This is a genomic window from Rhizobium sp. Rhizsp42, assembly GCF_047304155.1.
Classification (GTDB): Bacteria; Pseudomonadota; Alphaproteobacteria; order Rhizobiales; family Rhizobiaceae; genus Rhizobium.
Map to the genome: position 1 here is coordinate 16618 of NZ_JBGLYS010000034.1, position 18603 is coordinate 35220.

General features: G+C 58.1%; 16 protein-coding genes. 8 read left to right on the forward strand and 8 right to left on the reverse strand.

Annotated elements, in window-relative coordinates; genetic code table 11:
• Positions 1–76: 76 nt before the first annotated feature.
• Both ACCD05_RS25225 and ACCD05_RS25230 read left to right on the forward strand, forming a co-directional pair.
• Positions 77–1027 (forward strand): LysR family transcriptional regulator, encoded by a 951-nt coding sequence (locus tag ACCD05_RS25225; protein ID WP_413396127.1) that lies wholly within the window; start codon positions 77–79, stop codon positions 1025–1027.
• Between the two features lie 99 nt (positions 1028–1126).
• Positions 1127–2146, forward strand: coding sequence for a ketopantoate reductase family protein (locus ACCD05_RS25230; protein ID WP_413396129.1), 1020 nt, complete (start codon positions 1127–1129; stop codon positions 2144–2146).
• A 29-nt stretch (positions 2147–2175) separates the two neighbouring features.
• Here the strand turns inward: ACCD05_RS25230 and ACCD05_RS25235 are convergent, their stop codons facing one another.
• Together ACCD05_RS25235 and ACCD05_RS25240 are read right to left on the reverse strand one after the other, a co-directional pair.
• Positions 2176–2466, reverse strand: coding sequence for a DUF1330 domain-containing protein (locus tag ACCD05_RS25235; protein ID WP_413396131.1), 291 nt, complete (start codon positions 2464–2466; stop codon positions 2176–2178).
• Positions 2467–2537: 71 nt separating this feature from the next.
• Entirely contained in the window at positions 2538–3554 is a 1017-nt protein-coding gene (locus tag ACCD05_RS25240; RefSeq protein ID WP_413396133.1) for a zinc-binding alcohol dehydrogenase family protein, read from the reverse strand.
• A 97-nt stretch (positions 3555–3651) separates the two neighbouring features.
• Between ACCD05_RS25240 and ACCD05_RS25245 the strand changes: the two genes are divergently transcribed.
• Complete coding sequence (locus ACCD05_RS25245; protein WP_413396135.1) at positions 3652–4020, forward strand: winged helix-turn-helix transcriptional regulator; 369 nt, start codon at positions 3652–3654, stop codon at positions 4018–4020.
• Positions 4021–4097: 77 nt separating this feature from the next.
• Here the strand turns inward: ACCD05_RS25245 and ACCD05_RS25250 are convergent, their stop codons facing one another.
• From ACCD05_RS25250 to ACCD05_RS25265, 4 genes are all read right to left on the reverse strand, one after another.
• Positions 4098–4640 carry a hypothetical protein gene (locus ACCD05_RS25250; RefSeq protein ID WP_413396137.1) on the reverse strand — a complete coding sequence of 181 codons (543 nt, stop codon included), beginning with the start codon at positions 4638–4640 and terminating at the stop codon, positions 4098–4100.
• Positions 4641–4962: 322 nt separating this feature from the next.
• Entirely contained in the window at positions 4963–5619 is a 657-nt protein-coding gene (locus ACCD05_RS25255) for a GNAT family N-acetyltransferase (RefSeq protein ID WP_413396139.1), read from the reverse strand.
• Positions 5620–5798: 179 nt separating this feature from the next.
• A complete protein-coding gene (locus ACCD05_RS25260; protein WP_413396141.1) occupies positions 5799–7718 on the reverse strand; it encodes an AAA family ATPase in 1920 nt (639 codons plus the stop codon).
• Between the two features lie 61 nt (positions 7719–7779).
• Positions 7780–8394 carry a hypothetical protein gene (locus ACCD05_RS25265; RefSeq protein ID WP_413396143.1) on the reverse strand — a complete coding sequence of 205 codons (615 nt, stop codon included), beginning with the start codon at positions 8392–8394 and terminating at the stop codon, positions 7780–7782.
• A gap of 225 nt (positions 8395–8619) precedes the next feature.
• Between ACCD05_RS25265 and ACCD05_RS25270 the strand changes: the two genes are divergently transcribed.
• The 3 genes from ACCD05_RS25270 to ACCD05_RS25280 all read left to right on the forward strand — a co-directional run bounded on the left by ACCD05_RS25270 (position 8620) and on the right by ACCD05_RS25280 (position 13404).
• Positions 8620–10881 carry a hypothetical protein gene (locus ACCD05_RS25270; RefSeq protein ID WP_413396145.1) on the forward strand — a complete coding sequence of 754 codons (2262 nt, stop codon included), beginning with the start codon at positions 8620–8622 and terminating at the stop codon, positions 10879–10881.
• A 75-nt stretch (positions 10882–10956) separates the two neighbouring features.
• A complete protein-coding gene (locus tag ACCD05_RS25275) occupies positions 10957–12120 on the forward strand; it encodes a Shedu immune nuclease family protein (protein WP_413396147.1) in 1164 nt (387 codons plus the stop codon).
• 483 nt (positions 12121–12603) lie between these two features.
• Positions 12604–13404, forward strand: a complete 801-nt coding sequence (locus ACCD05_RS25280; protein ID WP_413396149.1) for a TIGR02391 family protein — start codon at positions 12604–12606, stop codon at positions 13402–13404.
• Between the two features lie 9 nt (positions 13405–13413).
• On the opposite strand, the gene ACCD05_RS25285 is transcribed toward ACCD05_RS25280, so the two are convergent.
• Positions 13414–14409: a hypothetical protein gene (locus tag ACCD05_RS25285; RefSeq protein ID WP_413396151.1), complete on the reverse strand. Its 996-nt coding sequence runs from the start codon at positions 14407–14409 to the stop codon at positions 13414–13416.
• Positions 14410–15138: 729 nt separating this feature from the next.
• Positions 15139–15522: a hypothetical protein gene (locus ACCD05_RS25290; RefSeq protein WP_413396153.1), complete on the reverse strand. Its 384-nt coding sequence runs from the start codon at positions 15520–15522 to the stop codon at positions 15139–15141.
• Between ACCD05_RS25290 and ACCD05_RS25295 the strand changes: the two genes are divergently transcribed.
• The gene (locus ACCD05_RS25295; protein WP_413396155.1) at positions 15505–16338 is read left to right on the forward strand and encodes a hypothetical protein; all 834 of its coding nucleotides are present in this window, start codon (positions 15505–15507) and stop codon (positions 16336–16338) included. The genes ACCD05_RS25290 and ACCD05_RS25295 overlap by 18 nt on opposite strands.
• The gene (locus ACCD05_RS25300) at positions 16331–18589 is read left to right on the forward strand and encodes a hypothetical protein (RefSeq protein ID WP_413396157.1); all 2259 of its coding nucleotides are present in this window, start codon (positions 16331–16333) and stop codon (positions 18587–18589) included. The genes ACCD05_RS25295 and ACCD05_RS25300 overlap by 8 nt, the downstream gene beginning before the upstream one ends.
• Positions 18590–18603: the final 14 nt, after the last annotated feature.

Genomic DNA, 18603 nt, shown 5'->3' on the forward strand with positions numbered 1-18603 from the left:
CGCTTCAAAGGTAGACAGCAAGGCTTTGTCCGATTAGATGATATAAACAGGATAAGCTTGTGAGTGAGACTCATTAATGAAACGGGAAGACATTGCGGATCTTATGGCGTTCGCCATCATCGCGGAGGAGCGAAGCTTCAGCCGAGCCGCAGTTCGCCTGGGACTATCGAGTTCGGCACTGAGCCACGCTATCCGGTTGCTTGAGCAGAGACTCGAAACAAAGCTCCTGAACCGGACGACGCGCAGTGTAGCCCCCACCGCTGCAGGCCAGCGCCTTCTGGATCGGTTGTCCCCAGCCCTCGGCGAGATTGCCGAGGGCGTCGAGGCTCTTGCTGAGGAGCGAGACAGGCCGTCGGGCGTTGTCCGCATCAACACGCACCGGAGCGCCGCACTCCTGCATGTGCTTCCCAAACTCCCCATCCTGCGAAAGATCTATCCGGACGTCCACCTCGAACTCGGGGTGGATGACGCCATGGTCGATATCGTCGCCGATGGTTTCGATGCGGGCATCCGGCACGGCGAGCAGCTTGCCCGAGACATGGTTGCCGTCCGCATCAGTCCCGAATATCACACCGCGGTCGTTGCCGCACCGGACTACCTGACCGGGAGGCCGGAAGTCCGTTCGCCCGCCGATCTTCTCCAGCATGACTGTCTCGCATGGCGGTACCGAACTTCGGGCGCACTGCTGAAATGGGAGTTCATGCAGGACCATCGCAAGGTGAGCGTCGATGTCGAGCCTGTTTTCACGACCGACGACATGGAAGTGCTGATCGAAGCGACGACAACGGGTGCCGGGCTAGCTTATCTTCTGAAGGAGCAGGTCGCTACGCATCTCGCCAGCGGGCAACTGGTGGAAGTGCTGCCGGGATTTTCCGTTCCGCACGAACCCTGCTACCTCTACTACCCCAGCAGACGACAGATGCGTCCCGCCATGCGTGCCGTCGTCGAAGTCCTGAAGGGCGGCATCGGCCGTGCCGCAGCAAATGAGCAGCCCTCCACTGACGCCATTGCTGAGTCCCACTCATAACCTCTTGCGATTTCGATATGGTAATCGCAGCGCCTTCAGGCCCTTACGTTCAGTCCGAGTTGTGAAAAACCTCGGACATGAAAGGGCTCGAAGGAAATGATGGAAAACGCGAAGGTACTTGTTGTCGGCGCCGGGTCGATGGGACTGGCCACCGGCTATCATCTATCACTGGCGGGAGCGGAGGTGACGTTTCTGGTACGGCCGCATCGACTGCCTGAACTGTCGCGGCCGCAAATTCTCTACAGCTATGACGACAACACGCTGCGGACGTTCTCCGACTACTCGATCATTGATACGCCGACACGGATCGCCAGCGAAAGATATGACTACATCGTGATCACACTCGACGGTGCCGCGCTCCGCGCCTCTGCGGGCGTGGAAGTCGTACGTCAAATCGGATTGGCGGCAAAGGATCAGCATTCGGGGATTGTGCTGGGAACAATCGGCACGAGCTTGCGCGACTGGTTTCTGGAGCAATCCGGATTGCCCGGCGATCAGGTGACGAACGGTGCACTCGGTATCCAATGCTATCCGGTAGCCGCTGCCAATCTTCCGCTCCACAGCCCGACCGATCCCAAGCTTCTTCACCAGGCAGATCTTGCCTATCGCCATTGCTGGCCGTTCGGCTTCATCGTGGATCAATCGTCGGAAACAGTGGCGCGGGGCTTCGCGGAACTGTATGCCCGCAGCGGCGAATCCTCGTGCGTCATTCAGACCCCTCTGGAATTTGCGGTCGGGATAACCCCGCTATTTGCGATGCTCGCCGCTTGTGAGCTGCTGGATTGGAGTCCCACCACGAGGATCAATCCAGCTTCCCCGGAGTGGGAGCTTGGTGTCGAGGCAACTCGCGAAATACAGGGACTGGGGATCCATGGCGCTGTCGGACAAAAGGCCCGACAGGCGACCACGGCCCAAGGTTTGGTCGAGATCTGGAGGACGTGGGAGCAGGATATGCTGCCGCTCGATCTACAGGAGTTCGGCCGCTATCACCACGGTGGGAAGGTCAACGTGCAAGACCGCCTCATTCTTCAGGACTGCCTGGCAAAGGGTGCGGCCGAAGGCAGGGAGATGCCGTTCCTGACCAATCTGATCGCACGTCTTGCGGTCATCTCTCGGTAGGGCCTCTTCCGAGTCAGGACCCTATTGTTTCACGCCATTCCATCTACGATGAACGCCCGGTACGACGCACCCTTGAAGCGGTGCCGCGCAGCGCTCTGGTAAGCAGGGCTTCCATACCAGTCCCGCGCAGCGTCCATCGTATCGAATTGAAGGACCACTGCACCTTCCACGGGAGGGCCTTCCAGGGTCTCGAGTGTTCCATAGGCAGCGAGGAACTTCACATCCCGACCCTCGAAGCTGGATCCGGCGCGTGCCGAATAGGTGTCGAGTTCGGACTGATCGAGGGTTTCTTCCCTGGTGAAGACGACGAATGCAGGCATATCGATTCTCCTTTGTCTTGCGAGGCTTTTGCCATCGCCGCGGTGTGTCCGGCGATGGCAGATGGCTTCATTCATTTGAAGCCTTCGAGAACGACCTTCCCGATCGTGGAGCTGCTTTCGAGCTGGGCGTGGGCCTTCTTCAGGTTCTCGGCATTGATCGCTCCAAGCCGCGTCGTTGCCGTCGACTTGATCCTGCCGTCGTCCACGGCCTTGGAGATGATGTCGAGGATTCGACCTTGCTCGACCATGTCCGGAGTCTGGAAGATCGAGCGAGTGAACATGAGCTCGTGATGGATCGAGACCGCCTTGCGCTTGAACTGCATAACATCGAATCCTTTCGGATCGTCGATTAGTCCGAAGCGTCCTTGCGGCGCGATGAGATCCGCGATGTCGGAGACGTGCTTGTCTGTCTGCGTGGTCGAGAACACGAATCCAGGCGCGCCAATCCCAAGCGCCTCGACCTCGCCGGCCAACGGCTTGGAGTGGTCGATTACGTGGTGGGCACCTAGCGAGCGGACGAACTCCCGTGTTTCCGGACGGGAGGCGGTCGCGATCACCGTCAAGTCGGTGAACTGGCGGGCGATCTGGACAGCAATCGAACCGACGCCTCCGGCTCCGCCGACGATGAGGATCGCCCGTGCCGCGCCGGGTACGGACTTGTTCACGTCTAGGCGATCGAAAAACGCTTCCCACGCGGTGAGCGACGTGAGCGGCAAGGCGGCCGCGTCAGCCCAGTCAAGGGTGGACGGCTTCCTTCCTACGATCCGCTCGTCGACGAGATGGAACTCGGCATTGCTTCCGGATCGGGTGATGGAACCAGCGTACCAGACTTCGTCACCGACCTTGAAACCCGTGACATCTTCTCCGACCGCCGCAACGATGCCAGACGCGTCCCATCCGACAACCTTCCATTCCGCCCCGGCAGGCGGCGTGCTTTGCCGGATCTTGTAGTCAACCGGATTGACCGAGATGCCTTTCACCTCGACCAGAATATCCCGCCCCGTCGCCACGGGCGTCGGCAGCTCGATGTCGACCAGCGAATCTGGAGCGGAAATGGCTTGGGGCGTCTTGTATCCAACGGCTTTCATTGATGCTCTCCTGTGTTGCACCACCCACAGATAGATCGTATGTTACCAAACTGCGATACGCACAAAGTTTGCCTATAGTGTCGAAAAGGATACCGTCATGTCCAAGCCCCGCCATTCTCGCCTTGACTGCGCGCCCGGGTGCTCCGTTGAAGCCGCAATCTCCCTGATCGATGGCAAGTGGAAATGCGTCATACTTTTCCATCTGCTCGAGGGGACGGCGCGCTTCAACGAGATCCGGCGCCGTGTACCAGGCGCAACCCAACGGACGCTGACCAACCAGCTGCGCGAACTAGAGATGGATGGATTGATCGTCCGCACCGTCTACGCGCAGGTGCCACCGAAGGTCGAATATCGCCTGTCCGAGCTTGGCGAGAGCATGACCCCTATCCTTGCCGCATTGAAGCAATGGGGCGATACAAACCTGTTTCGATTTGCCAAGGACAATCACGAAACTATGGCGGCATGAAAAAGTCAGTTGGCCTCTCGGCAAAATCGCAGTATCGCCACCTGTGCGCCAAATCCTACCTCGGCCAGGCGACCGGACTACCTTGGTGTAGCAACGGGAGCGTCGAGTTCCGACAGTCTCTGCTCCAAGCTGTCGATGAGACGCTCCTGATCGATGTATCGGACTGAGTCGACCACAACTCCGTCGACGGCTATCTCCGCAACGCGGCCCGTTCTCAACGTTACCGCTGCGTCGCGATGAGAAAAGGCGAACGAAACCACACCCTTTGCGTCCCGCGAAACGGCGATGTCCTCGATCTCCCTGGAAGCCAGCAGTGGCTCGAGAAAACACGTCCAGAATTCGAATGTTTCGCCGTCGTTCAGCTCGTATGGGACGTTGAGATTCAGAGGTATGATTGGATAGTTTCGCAAAACGTCGCCAGCGAGTTCGAACGCAGCCTCGATCGTGGGGATGCTGCTGCCTTCCTGGATGGGGTCGCCAGCAACATTTCGAAAGCCGTTATAGATAGTCCACCCGCTATTTCCGATCGGAAGCGCAATGGTCTCAGCGAACCCCACCTTGACAAGATCCCAATCGAACTCTGTCGGTATTGCTCCGTCAACTCCCGGAAAGATAAACATCAACGGCGACCTCCAGAGGACGTCATTTTCGTCCCTCCGGTCGAAATACAGGCATGGTCGGCCGTTGTCCGTCCGACCTAGACTGTGGGACAAGCCAAGTTCAGCTGTGATCTTTCCCAATCCATCTCTGATTTCCTGCAGTCGCGTAGTCCAATGCATTGGTGCTCTCCCGCACGCCTTCGCCGATTTCAGGATCCGTTGTCTTGAAGCAATCGACAACACGGCAAGAGATCAGGGCGGACAAACGGGGACGCTGACTATGCATGCTTGGCCATGCGCCGCCCTATTGCGCAGAGCGGGATGGTTGATCGCAACGGTGTTCCTAGTCGTGTTTGTCGACCGCGGGCGTCTCCGTGACGTCCAGCATCACGAAGCTCTTGTCATCTTTGTTGATGACGACATCCTGCCAAGCAGCAACCAGCCATCCTTCGTGCCTCTCGGAAATGGACCGAAAACGAAGCTGCTTTTCAGACTGATAGTACGCCGCAAGCTTTCGATTCCCGCCTTCGCCGAGATCGTCTGGATGCGCCTTGACCATCACCAGAAGTCCCGGTCGACTAAGGATCTGCTGGGCCTCTCGGAACAGCCGAAGTGCGATACCATGGCCACGAAGAGAGGGGTTTACCCATAGTCGTTCAAGGTATGCGACCGCATTCAGATCTTCGAGATCGGCATCTTTCTTGAGCGCCTTGGCGACCAAGTTCCGGTCATCGATCAGCGTCTGGTAGGCGAGTGCCGCATGCCCGCTGCGCTCGTCGAACACATCGAAATAACCCTCGTCTTCATCGTCTTCGGGCAGGTATCCCGGTTGGAAGAGGAAGCCCCTGAGATGAGCCAGGGATGGCCCTGGAATGTCTTCGTCGGCGGGATATCTTCGCAGGACAACGGAAAAGTCGAGAACGCTCGGGAAATCAGGGTGCTTACTGAAAATGGTCTCGACCTTCAGGAAGCTCTCGTCGTCGGGAAGCGTGTCATCCATATGCCTGGCGCTCCCGACCGCCGCCCCCTGGTCCCTAGAATGCGAAACTCCGGGAGGACGGGTATTGCACCGCTGTCCCGGAGTCCTTGGGTCGCTCTCACGGCCGTCCGACAAGTTTCCCTATCGACCCGGTGGTCGTGATTTCATGTTGAACTGCATATCGAGCCCGCTTTCCGAAATCAAGCACCGCAAACGAACTTCACGATATCGCCGTCCTCACCTTCATCAAGCGCGTCCAAGACCTCTCTGCCCGCCAGCTCCCCTCTTTCGGCAAGCTCGGCGGCCAGGCCAAGGCATGCGTGGCGATGCCGTCCGAGGATGGTCGTTGCACGCTCGAGCTGCAGCCTCAAGATTGAGTCGACCTGCGCCATCAGAGCTGCGTCTAGCGATTTGATCTCGCTGGCGATGTTTCCGTCGATTGGACCGTACGACGCCAGCTTCTGCCCCATCCCGAAGGAGCGCTCCAGCGCGATGGCGGTTTTCGTTGCTTCGTGCAGATCGGAGCCAGCGCCACCCGCAGCGCCATCGTCCCACGATCCGAGGAAAAGCTGCTCCGCGGCCATTCCCGAAACGGTCATCGCGATGATGTCGAGATAGTGTTCCTTCGTGCGCCGCGCCCACGGATCGCGCTTGAAGACAGCCTTCCCTACTGACTGATGCTGCGGAGCCAACCGGACGCTCTTGGAAATGGAGACGCTTTCGAGGTTCATTCCAAGCACGGCGCCGACCACAGAGTGTCCGATCTCGTGGATGGCATTCACGCGAATGACCTGCGGCGGGATGGTCACCAGCGGCGGGACGTGACGTAGGACATCGTCTCCTGAGAGCTTCTCCCGACGCCTTCTAGCGGTTCGGCGCGCCTCCCTGACGATCTGCTCGATTCCGGCGCCAGTCATGCCTGCCGTCGCCTCGGCGAAGGCTTGGTGCTCTTCATCGGAGAGTGCGCCGCGCAGGTGCATCCGGAAAATCCCGGCGCGCGCCTCAAGATCGGGCAGCGGGATGCGCACGTGACGGTCAAGGCGTCCCGGCCTGGTAATCGCGGCATCGATCCAGTCGGGATGATTGCAGGCGCCGACGACCACGACACCTTCGCGACCGTCGAGTCCGTCGAGCTGTTCCAACAGGCCGTTGATGGCCTTGATGTCGTAGCTCGCGTTGTCGCTGGTTCCCGTGGAAGCTCGATCCCCAAAGGCATCGAGTTCGTCGATGAACAGGATCGACGGCGATTTCTTCTTCGCCTCCGCAAAGCTCGCCTGCATCGCCTTCAAAAAATCTCCGAGATGGCCCTTGGCCTGCCACTTGGCGTACGAAGCCGGAACGAGCTCCATGTTGCATGTCGCCGCGAGCGCGCGCGAGAAGATCGTCTTCCCCACGCCCGGTGGCCCGGAGAGTAAAATGCCCTTGTCGACCTCATTCCAGGTGATCGTGCCCGAGAGCCAGTCGGCGACGTCGCGGGCAAGATCCAGACCCCAGTCCTTCGCCTCCCCGTAGCCCGCCATATCCTGCAACGTGGCTTCATGCACGTTGGCGACGGGCGCTCTCGCGAAGGTGCCCTGCGAGGTCTCTTCCGCCGCTCGGAGTGCCTCAATCTTCTGGAGCATCGTCAGCACACGCGACATCGGTCGGCCACGCACTACTGCAAGCTTCAGGCGACGCCAGTTGCTACGAGCGAGGACTCCGGCCTCGTCCGGCGTGATGTCGACGCCATGGACCCATTTGACAGCGCCGATCACCTGTCGCGTCGTTGGGGCGTCCACACGAACGATGGCATCGAAGGCAATGCTGATCTCCTCGGGGATGTCATCCTCGTCCTTGTAGATGATGATCGTCTTCTTGTTCGCGAGGTCGTCAAGGATCGTGTCGTAGGTCTCCTCCTTGAGGTCGCCGACGTAGACGCGATCCTTGACCCGGAAGTCTCCTCGAGGATTCAAATGGGCAGCTGCGGCTCTGAGGTATGCGCCCTTCTCCTCCCATTTGGAGATGATGATAGCGACGGCGAAACGGTCGGCCCTCTTGAAGGCGCGGACGGCTCGGCTGAGGCCTGCATAGGCGATGTATTCCGGCAGGCTGAATCCCTGCCGAGTGCGAGAAATCTTCATTTTTCGTGTTCCTGGAAATAACTGGATGATGACGTTGAATCCTGCGCCTCAGCGCTTCACGTCAGCTCCGTATCCGGCGCACCTGCGTATCTGGACCGATCAGGGCGTCGTCCAGATCGATCTCCAGGAATCCTTGGAGGATCAGCGCAGCCACGGTTGGCATCGGCCGCCCTTCCCTCACTGCCGACATGCATTCGGCGACAGTCAGCGACCCCATTTCGTCCAATGCTGCCAGAAGCCGAATCCTGTCGCCCAACGGCGGCCGATAGAATCCGTACCGAAGGAGATCCTTGGCGTTCCGCAGGCGGAAGCTGCCTTCCAGCTCAGCCATCGCGACGGGGCGATATTGGTGCCCCATGGATTCGGCAAGCGTTGTCACCCACGGCGGCGGCTGCGGCTCTTCGCGACCGACATCGATCAGGAAGGATCCGTTTTCAGTGATGACGACGAAGTCGAGCTGGTATTGGTCGTCGCCTTCCCTGAGAATTGGCGGCGCCGGGCTCCACTGAACCACTTCCGGATCGAGATCCAGCAGGCATGCGAAATCGCGCGCCTGCTCGGAGCGGAAAGCCGCCGGGCCGACACACTTGATATTGGCTTCGGTATGCGAAATTGCAGGTAGCGTGGTCGGACGTGGAGCAGCATCGCTCCGGCGACCATCATGGATACTCTTCATGGCATCCCTCGAAATCGAAACGCAAAAATAGGCGACACCGGACAGAGCCGGACGTCGTCAGCGTATTCGGAGCGAGGTGCGCGCGAGGGTGTTCATGGGCGGGAACGAATACAGAACGGCAAGGATGGCGTCAACAAGAATATTGCACGCCAGAGATGAAATCGAGCGCGCTACCTTCGGAGTTTTATGGGACTATAGCCCGAAATAGCCGGATCGGAGGTTTTCATGAGCAGGCGGCACGCAAATAAGACGGTAAGGAAGAAGCTTAATGTCGCGCCCGATTTTCAGGTGTCAAGTGTTGGCGTGAGCGAGGAAGACCATCCTGAATTCAAGGCTGCGATGACGAAGGCGGCCGAGGCGGCCGTCGCCGAGCTTCCCGACACTATCAAGCTCCTGAAGGATGCGCTTCGCACGCATAATCCACTTGCGATACTTTCCGCCTTCACCGCCTACGGCCTTACTGTCTTCGTGGGAAAAAAGGGCGTGTCTGATCGCAAACCACTCGAAGGCATCCTTCCTCATCACGCGGAGCTTCTGCAGGCATTGCTGCTTACGATTCCATTGGAGGAATGGGGAAAGAAAACTCTGACGCCACAGATTATGGAAACGGTCTTCGAGACCATGCCCAAACTGGCGCACACGTTCTTCTTTCAACGAGTGCTTGAGGGGCAGAAAGTTACGGACGAGCAGCAATTGGCCGTTCTCTCACTTCAAGAGCGGATAAGAATGCACACGCTGGGTATCCGAAACTGGGGCTACATGGGCGATGTCATGGGAATAATCCTTGATCTGTACTCGCCCCTCGATATCGAGTTTGCGGCTCACCATGGCTTCAAATGTAGCGACCTGATCAACGTGATGGCATCAGTTCTTGGAGAGCTTGAGCGACGGCACAGTCAGCACATTGATATCCTCGGGAAGGTGATGAGAGGCAAAAAGCCTCAACAGATCTTTGACCTCTACTTTGAACATGTTCCCGATCTTGTGGGATCTCCCAAAAGCCTGGCGTCTCGCTTTCCAAACATCAATCGAGAAGGCGCAATGGCCCTCGTGATGAGCCACATGGACCTGCGTCATCAGGATAATTCGACGTTCACAGCACAAGAAGCAGCCGACGTCTCGGGCAAGGACGCATCGGCTTGCGAGGCGATGTTGAAGTCGATCTCCCTTGATCCCGGCAGCCTAGCGGGCACTAAGGAAGAGCATTTATTTCTTGGAAACCCGATATGGCATGCGCCCGCAATCAAGCTGAAGGATTCGTATTTGATTCCGATGCCCCAGGCGTTTTTCAGCCACGTCCATCGCATCATGGAAAAATTGGCTACTGAAGCGGGTTTGAAAGAGAAGCTGGAAAAGGCACGGAACATCTACCTCGAGAATAAGCTCGAATCCTCCCTAAGGACTGCCTTCCCCACCGCAGTCATCACGCCTGAAGCCAAATGGAAAATCGGGTCGGAGCAGTTCGAAACCGACGCTTTGATGGTTTTGGATCGCACCGTTCTAATCGCAGAAGCTAAGGCAAATCGACTGACGCCAGAGGGGCTGCGCGGCGCGCCGGATCGAGTCAAGCGGCATGTCCGGGATATGATCTTGGATCCCTCTGTCCAATCGGAAAGGTTGGCGGGTCTTATTGAGCAAGCAAAGAATGGCGATGGTGATGCGCTTGCAACCGTTCAAAAGCTTGGGATCATTCCTGGCGATGTCGATCAGATAATCAGGATCTCGGTAACCCTCGACGACTTTTCTATCTTAAGTTCGTCGGTTGGCGAATTAAAAAAGGTTGGATGGGTACCGGCAGACCATCATCTCGCGCCGACCATCTCATTGGCTGATCTCCTCTGTGTGATGGACATTCTCGATAATCCTTTGCTAGTGCTTCACTACCTGAGCGAAAGGATCCACTTTCAGGATTCGTACCAGCTGATGGGCGATGAACTCGATTTCTTGGGACTGTACCTCGTTACGGGCTTCAATACGGGGAAACCCGACAAAGAGCATATCTTCTCGCCATCGGGCATGTCCGCGCCGATCGACAAGTACTACAACAGCCGTGATGCTGGCGTGAATATCCCGAAGCCAACAATGGCGATGTCACCGTATTTCCGGCAAATCGTCTCTCGCCTCTGCGAACGTAGCCCCCCGGGTTGGACAACAACGGGGCTATATCTGCTAAGCGCGGCCAGTCCTTCGGAGCAGCGTGCAGTAGAGCGGCAACTCCACAAGTTAAGGAAATCGGTCCGCCGCAACTATAAAGATCCCAAGCACATTAATACGCTGTCTATAGCACCGCCCTTGGCGAGAAAGGCGCGTGTTGGGTTCTATCTCTTTCCGGAAGAATTACGGGGCAACCACCGTGAGACAATGAAGATCCTCGTGAACGGCGAACTTTCGGAGGAAGGCGTGGATGTGATGGCTCTGCTCGGGAGATCGACCGAAAACTGGGGCGTGCCGTACGAGACCGTGATGTTGGCTCGTGATCGTCAATAGAGCCTCACGGGTTCCCAACCGAATCTGACATAATCCTTCTACCATTCATCATGGCCCGAGCGGAGACAGCTGCCGATGAGCGATGAAAGTGACTACGAGTTCTTCCGCCTCCGGAAGGGCACAAAGACATTCATCTCGAAGGTCTTCTCGTTCGGCGGGAACAGCCCCGAACCGCAGCGGTACGTCCGCATCGTCATGGAAGGCAACGATCAGGTTCTTCTGGGCGAGATTGAGGGGGCAATAACGCTCCGAGTGTCCGGCAACACCCGCAAGACCCAAGTGACCGCACTCGTCACTCAGGACGAGAAGAGCGTCCGGCGCCTTTCGTTGCAGACGTTCAAGACCCGCAAGGGCGAGTGGGGCGAAAGTCTGGAGAAAGACGAGTTCACGTTCCGCGGAGACGAGTTCCAGCGGCTTCTCGGCTTTCTCGAACATATGAAGTTCATCGATCTCTCCAATCAGGACAACTTCCAAATCGAGGACATCTCGACTGGCGTCGGCCCCAAAACCATAATCGATGCTTCCGACCGCGCATTGGTGGAACGCATCCGAAAGATGACCGATGCGGAGCGTTCAGGACTGATGTCCAACCTCGCGTCCTCCCTGACAGCCGAGGACGTAAACATCCTTCTCGGCCGTAAACAAGGACTGGAAGAGTTCGAAGTGCAGATCGGCTCAGTCTCGTGGGGAGAGACCGATTGGCAGGATTACTTCGAGCGCGAGTCCTGGGTGTTCGGGTACGGCCTCGATTATCGCGTTATGCGGCAGTTCGGCCGCGAGATGACGGTAGGCGGCGGCGGAACAGACAACCGCAACAAGCCCGTCGTCGACTTCCTCATGACGTTCACCGACTATACTGTGCTTGTAGAGATCAAGCGGCCGGACACTCCGATATTCCGGGCGGCGCGCGGCGGACGGGCTGGCACGTGGGAATTCAGCCCCGAGTTCATGAGCGCGATCTCGCAGGCGGTCGAGCAGAAGGCGGAATGGCTTGCGTTTGCACAGAGCGGCGAGCATTTCGACAAGGGCGGCACCTCACTGCTGGAGGCTCGAACCCGCAACGCCCGCACGATCCTCGTGATCGGTTCCAGAGACGAATTCACAAGGTCAGGAAACGCGAGAGATGCCCAGATCATGCGGGATACGTTTGAACTGTTCCGACGCGAGACGCGAAGCATAGATATCGTCACCTTCGATGAGCTTCTCGAACGCGCAAGGTTCATCACGCGCAGCCGATAAAGCAGCGCCAAATTATTGGCTACATCCTTGAAAGCGCACTCGGCGCTTCCCACCTCCTTCACACTGATGCTTTCGCATCTCCGGAAAAGAGCCGCGACGTTTCCCGGCAGGGGTTTCATCAACGGCCATTAGAGGAAACCCGTGCCAAGACGTCGGCCTCTTGTAGTGCCTGCATAGCGGCTTCCGTAAGGGACTTTGCAGCCACTCAGCCGAAAAGGATGTATCAGGATGTATTGCCTGGTATCTCTGGAATACGTGAATGCACGTGGTGAGCAGATCAAGTTGTCGATCGGATACGGTATCGTTCCCAGACTGCTTGAGACGCTCTCTACGTTCGGCAGGTTCTTCTGAGAACATCGCCACGAAGCCCTCGGAGCAATCCGGGGGCTTTTTCGTTGTGGGTAGCGCCGGCGGATCCAGCGCATGCAGTTGCATCGGCACGTGGCGCCCATATCATGCCGTGCATCGATGCAGGAGGTTTGCTTGGCGACATTCGAACAGTCTCAGCTTGAAGCGATCGCCGATGCTCTCGGCGACACTCAAGATGGACTAACAGGTACCGAAATCGGACATCTCCTGTCTGTAACACAGATCCGAGACACTGATCCCACGCTGACGAAACGGAAGCGACTTTTCAACGCGTTCGCCCATGACCAGAACAATCGTAAGGATCGTTCCAGGATTATTGGCTTCATTCGGAAGTCGATGAAGCCCGCTCGCTTCTCCCGCGAGCCCCACCGCTTCGAACCTATGAGGGCGCACCTGAACAGGGCACTTGCCTTCAGCGGCCTTGCGGTCGATGACTCTGGTACATTGGTGCCGACGTCGCAGGCCAAGACGTTGAGCGAAGCTTCACGCCGGGCACAGGAACTCCGTAACGACCTCGTTTCACGCGGCGTGCACCCCGACGTGCTCAAGTTCTGCCGCGAGGAGCTGTTGGCAGACAATTATTTTCATGCTGTCTTGGAAGCCGTGAAGAGCGTTGCCGAAAAAATCCGGCAAAGGACGGGACTGACGGATGACGGTGGTGGCCTGGTCGATCACGCTTTTGCAGGCAATCCACCGATGCTTGCCATCAATGCGCTTATGACTGAAAGCGAGAAGAGCGAACAGAAGGGCTTTGCCAATTTGCTGAAGGGCACGTTCGGTATGTTCCGCAACACGACCGCACACGCCGCCAAAGTGAACTGGACCATGTCGAAGGAGGACGCGGAAGACCTGTTCTCGCTAGTGTCCCTCATTCACCGCCGGATCGACAGCGCGGCCATGCCGCCAAGGGTCTAGTCGCGATTTCTATCGTTCAGAGCGTAGGGGCCCGGTCCTAAACTCCAACACCTTGCCCCCATCCTTCAAGTACTTTTCCCGATCCGGCGGCAGCAGCCCCTTGGGCGGCACCCATCTGGTCACCATTGGCCTCCCCTCGGCACCGGGATCATCGACGATCCAACGGCCAGGAACCAGCGTCACGTCCGACCAGTCGATGTTCCAGTCCAGCTCGTCGGCGCCGCATTCGTAGATCCGGGTTTTTTTGGTGTCCTTCGTTTCCTCGTTGAACGTCGACATTGTGCCCTGAACGTCGGGGCGGCCGCGGGACAGATACAGCATGGCGTTCGTCGCGAGCCGCGCGAGGTGCCAGCGGTTCGCCTTCCTTGCGAGTGCCTTGTCTCCAATGATCTTCAGCTGCTTGTAGTCGAGCTTGGCCACATCAGCGTCTTCGGGGACGGTGAAAGAGAAGAAACGATCGAAGTTTGCCTTCGTAGTGCCGGGCATATCGTGCTCCCGACGATCCCAGTTCTGATAGTTTGTGACGAATGTCAGTATCCAGCCTCGCACCGGACTATCGGTATGCGTCACGTAAAAGCCTTCGATCAAGCTGGCCGGATTGTCATGGTCGTATTCCAGCGTCGCGCCGATATGGACGTATATGCTCGTTCTCCACGGCATCACATTCTTCAGAGTAATGTCATCGGACCACGTTGCTTCCAAATGCGGTCCGATACGCGCCATATCGAAGACGATGCCATCATTTTGGACGTGGTGGCTCCTGATCCTTCGCAGAAACGACCGTGGATACTCGCTGCCGCGCTTTCGTCTGTCAGCATATTCCGCGACCTTGTAGAGCTTCTCTATAGCCTCGTCGGATATATCGGCGCCAGCCGCTGCCTGCTCCTGCCGTATGCGCTCTCTCAAGTTCGCCCGCTGGATATCCCCGAGGGCAAACCACTTGTCGAGCCGGAACGGATGGTACCAGACTGGTAGTCCATCTATCTCGTAGCCCTTGTCGCTCATCGCATGCCCGGTGTTGCTTCGCCTAATGTAGAATCAGACGGTATCCCGGGTTACCCGGTGCGGCAACCGGTATCAGAATACCGGTCTGGGCTCTTGACATATCGAACAAACCAGGAACATATGCCCGCATCTGCAAAAGCCAACGCTCCATGATGGAGGGCCTCATGAAGGCATTGCGAATACGTTCGGCCGCTCACTAAGGCGGCACTCAGCACTCTCGCGGCAGTGGCCGGAGGAGCGCGCTCGCAGTTTTCGCAGGACTCAGTCCTTCAGAGGCGAATCCTTCAGCCCTCGCTTTTGGCGTCGACGTGGCGATGCACGCGTTTCTTTCCGAAGCATTCGATATTCTTGACGGCACTTCCGGATACTTTCCTGGCTCGGTTTCGGACAGGATTGCATCCGGAGTCCTGTCGTCCGACATCAGTGTCGAATGCAGCAAAATCTAGCTAAATCAAAGGGCTAGAGCGGCCAGCTGAGATCTCCCCCCTATTGCTTTTTCGAGGAACTGTGTTTGTCTAAAAGCCGTTCGCCGGGATGATCGGGGGACAAGCATAAACACAACGAAGTCATCACAACCACGCTGCCCGGAAGACCTTCGGCAGCGGGAACGGAGAAGCCATGTCCAAGTCAGAGAAATCGCATGATCACTCACCGCCGTCACGAGCGAATGTGGGCAATCCCTTTGTGTCGGAGAGCTTTGGCAGATCCATTCGGGAGCTGCTCGCATCACTACCTGCCCACCGCCCACCTCTGATCGAGGGCAGCACGCCTGCCGAAAATTGGAAGTACGGCATAGCCCAGCGCGTCATCATTTTCTGACGCTTCGGCGCCTCTGAAGCACGAGGCGCAATCCGACATCGAGAACTCAACAACAACGCGCTGCGGAAAGGCTCCGGGCGCGAGCAGGAGAGACTTTGCCATGCACAAGCGAAAGACCGTCCGAATACCCCGGCGCCTGTCGACGACGATGACCATCGCCGACCTCGAGCGATGGTTCGAGGTCGAATTCAGGAAAATCGCAGAACGGAAGACCGCCGACGACCAGCGGGCGGCCGCATCGAAATCCATGAAGAATACAAACAAAGGATTGGAACAATGAAAAACCACAAGCAAGTCGCCCCGACGCTCCCTCCGCTGCCGGATGCGACCTTCGAACAGCAGCTGGCCAACGAGGCCTACTGGCGCAGCGTTTTCTGCAAAGACAACACACCGCTGATTGAGATCAAGCCCGGCACGCACTACAGGACGTTGCCTAGCTGGTTCCCAAGCAAGAAGAACCCGAAGGGTGAAATCAGAGCCCGCGAGCCGTTGGTCGCCGATCTTCTGATCCACCTCGATACTGATCCGAAGATCAAGCGGATCCACGAGTTTGCGGTGAAGATCCAGTACCGCTATCACAAGCTTGATGGCACGATCCTCGTGAAGGAGCACATTCCGGATCTCTGCGTGCTCGACGCGGATGGCGCCGTCTTCGTCATCGACGTGATGCCGCGTGCCGTGCAGCAAACGATGCGAGGCATCCAGAACCGGAAGCCTTCGCTGCAGCGACACTACGCGAGCCTTGGGGCAAAATACATGCTCCTCGACGAAACGACGATCCACCTGCGCCCGCTCTTCCAGAACCTCAGGCTCATGTGGAGGCACAAGCGGCTATCGCATGAACCGACCGGAATGGAAACGCTCAGGCAGATTCTGCGCGACCACAAGCTCGGCTGCACCGTGGGCGATCTCATGCGGACCATGCCGTCGAATGCCATTCTTGGACGCTGGAGCGACGAACCGACCACTGCCGTAAAGCACGTGTCTGAGTGCAATCCGGTTTTCAGCGCTGTCATGCAGTTGGCAATGGCCGGAGAGCTGGAAGTGGATCTCGACAGCCGCTTTTCGTCCGACACCCTGGTCACCCGGAAGGAGAAGGCGAATGGCTGACGAATTCAATTGGCGCAAGATCGGGACCTACCACGAACTCGAGCTTCCCGTTCACCGCGACGGTACGACGACGCAGAAGTGGAACATGCGGAATTCAGAGAACTACATCCTGCTGAATCCTCGCCGGACAAAATATGGCATCTTCACGTACAGGGGCGCCCAGCAGGCAGCGAGGGATTCCGTCGCGCTGTCGAAGTTCGTGCACAACGATACCAACGACATGATCCTGCTGTCGAACCAGCAGATCTCGGAGCTGGTCAAACATGGACGCATCCGGCCCGTCATGGGGCCGGACGACGGCCCGCGCGATCGGCCCGGCTCCTCGTTTGCCGTGGAAGGCGAGGCGCGTGAGCGCGCGGAAAAGCGCCTCGCCTATGCAGATGCCCTGGAAGAGGAACGACAAATCCTCAAGGTCAAGTCGCTGACCGACGAGCAGAAGCAAAGGGTCGTGAATGAGGTCGCCAAGCGTATCGGCGACGATGAACCGCCTAAGCGTACGAGTTGGTACAAGTTCCTCAAGATCGGGCGCAAAGGCAACCAGTTCGACCGCCTGCTCGACTTCGTCGACCATCACGAGAACAAGGGTAACCGCACGTTCCGATACGGGCGTGCGGTGGCCGCCGCGATCCGCGCTGCCGCGGAGGAAGCCGTCAGCTTGAACGGCGACTGGAAGAGCGTCCGCGCCATCCTGATCCGTACGATCAAACCAAATGGCATCAATTATCATCTGCGCGAGCAGATCGTCGATGAGGACGGGAACTTCAAGATTGAAGACCGCAAGATGCAACGCACCTTGGGGAAGCTCAATCACTACGTCAGGGACTTCCTCCTTGAAGGGCCGGATTACGCGGAACGAATCCATCAGCGGTACCTGACCCAGATCCGTCCGGATGCGCCACTGGCGGTGGTCGATGTGGATCACTCCACCCTCGATATCGTCGTGTTCGACAGCGAGTATCCGATTGCTTTTGGGCGCCCGGATATCGTGCTCTTTCGCGATAGGTTCAGTGGAATCGTGATCGGCTTCGCGATCTCCTTCGGAGCCCCGAGCTACTACACATTTCTCGAGGGCCTCAAGCACATGATTTTCGAGAAGGATCCCCTGAGTACGGGGGTGCCGTGGCCCTGGCACGGCGTGCCCGTCGAACTCGGCGCGGACAATGCCAAGCATTTGCAGGGCATGAACATCCGGGGAGCCGCGCGTGAACTTGGCTTCCGGCTGAAGGCCTATCGGCCGGGGCGTCCGTGGGAAAAGGGTGCTTTGGAGCATCTCTTCGCGATCCTCGGCCGCAGGATTCATCGTCTTCCGGGATCGACCGAATCCACTCATGAGCGCCGGGACGAATTCGACGAGGAGAAGGAGCGCGCCAAGCCGGTGCTGAGCATTCAGGAACTCTATGGCTTCCTGAATTTCTATTTCGCGAGCATCCACCACTTCAAGCCAACGGCCGGACTCGGTCCGCTCGCGACCTTGAAAGGCGTTCCGGCCGAGCGGTGGGAGGACGAGATTGCCAATGCTCCAGACGCCCCGATCATCGATCCGGATGTCCTGATCCGACTCGCTGGGGACATCAACGAGGTCACCATTTCCGACGTCGGCGTCCGCCTGGACTACATCGTCTACAGCTGCGCCGAACTGCTCGTCCTGACAACCAACCCGGAGCACTACGCAGGCCGGAAATACCAGGCGCGTCGCGACCCGTCGGATCTGGGAATGCTGAGGGTCAAGAACCCCTACGTCCAGGCTGAACACTGGATCGATGTACCTGCTCGCGACGCCGATCTCGGTTACGCCCGCGGCATGAAGCTCTGGGCGCATAGGATCATCATGAAGCATCTCCGCGATCAGGCGAAGGAGGCGGATCGCAAGCTCACGCTGGTCGAGGCTCAGGTCGAACTCGAGGCCAAGCTGACCGAGGTCCACGCGAACCGCAAAAAGTACAATACGGCGCAGCTCATGGCCCGGTTCTACAATACCAATCTCCAGAAAGAGGAGCGCAGCAGGATCACCGAGATGGGCCGCGTCGAGTATTCGGAAGGTCGTCTGAACCTTGCCGCCATGCCCTCGATCGAGGTGCCCGAGCGCGTGAACGTCAGAGCCGTGGCAGTCATGCCCACCGCCCGGGAGACACCCGTCGCAGAGCCGAAAGCCACGGTGCCCCGAACAATCGCCGGGGAGCACATCCCCAAGCCAGCCTTCGACAAATTTGACGACGGCCTGCCAGACGACCTGGCTGATTGGGATCTTTAGTAAGGAGTAGACCC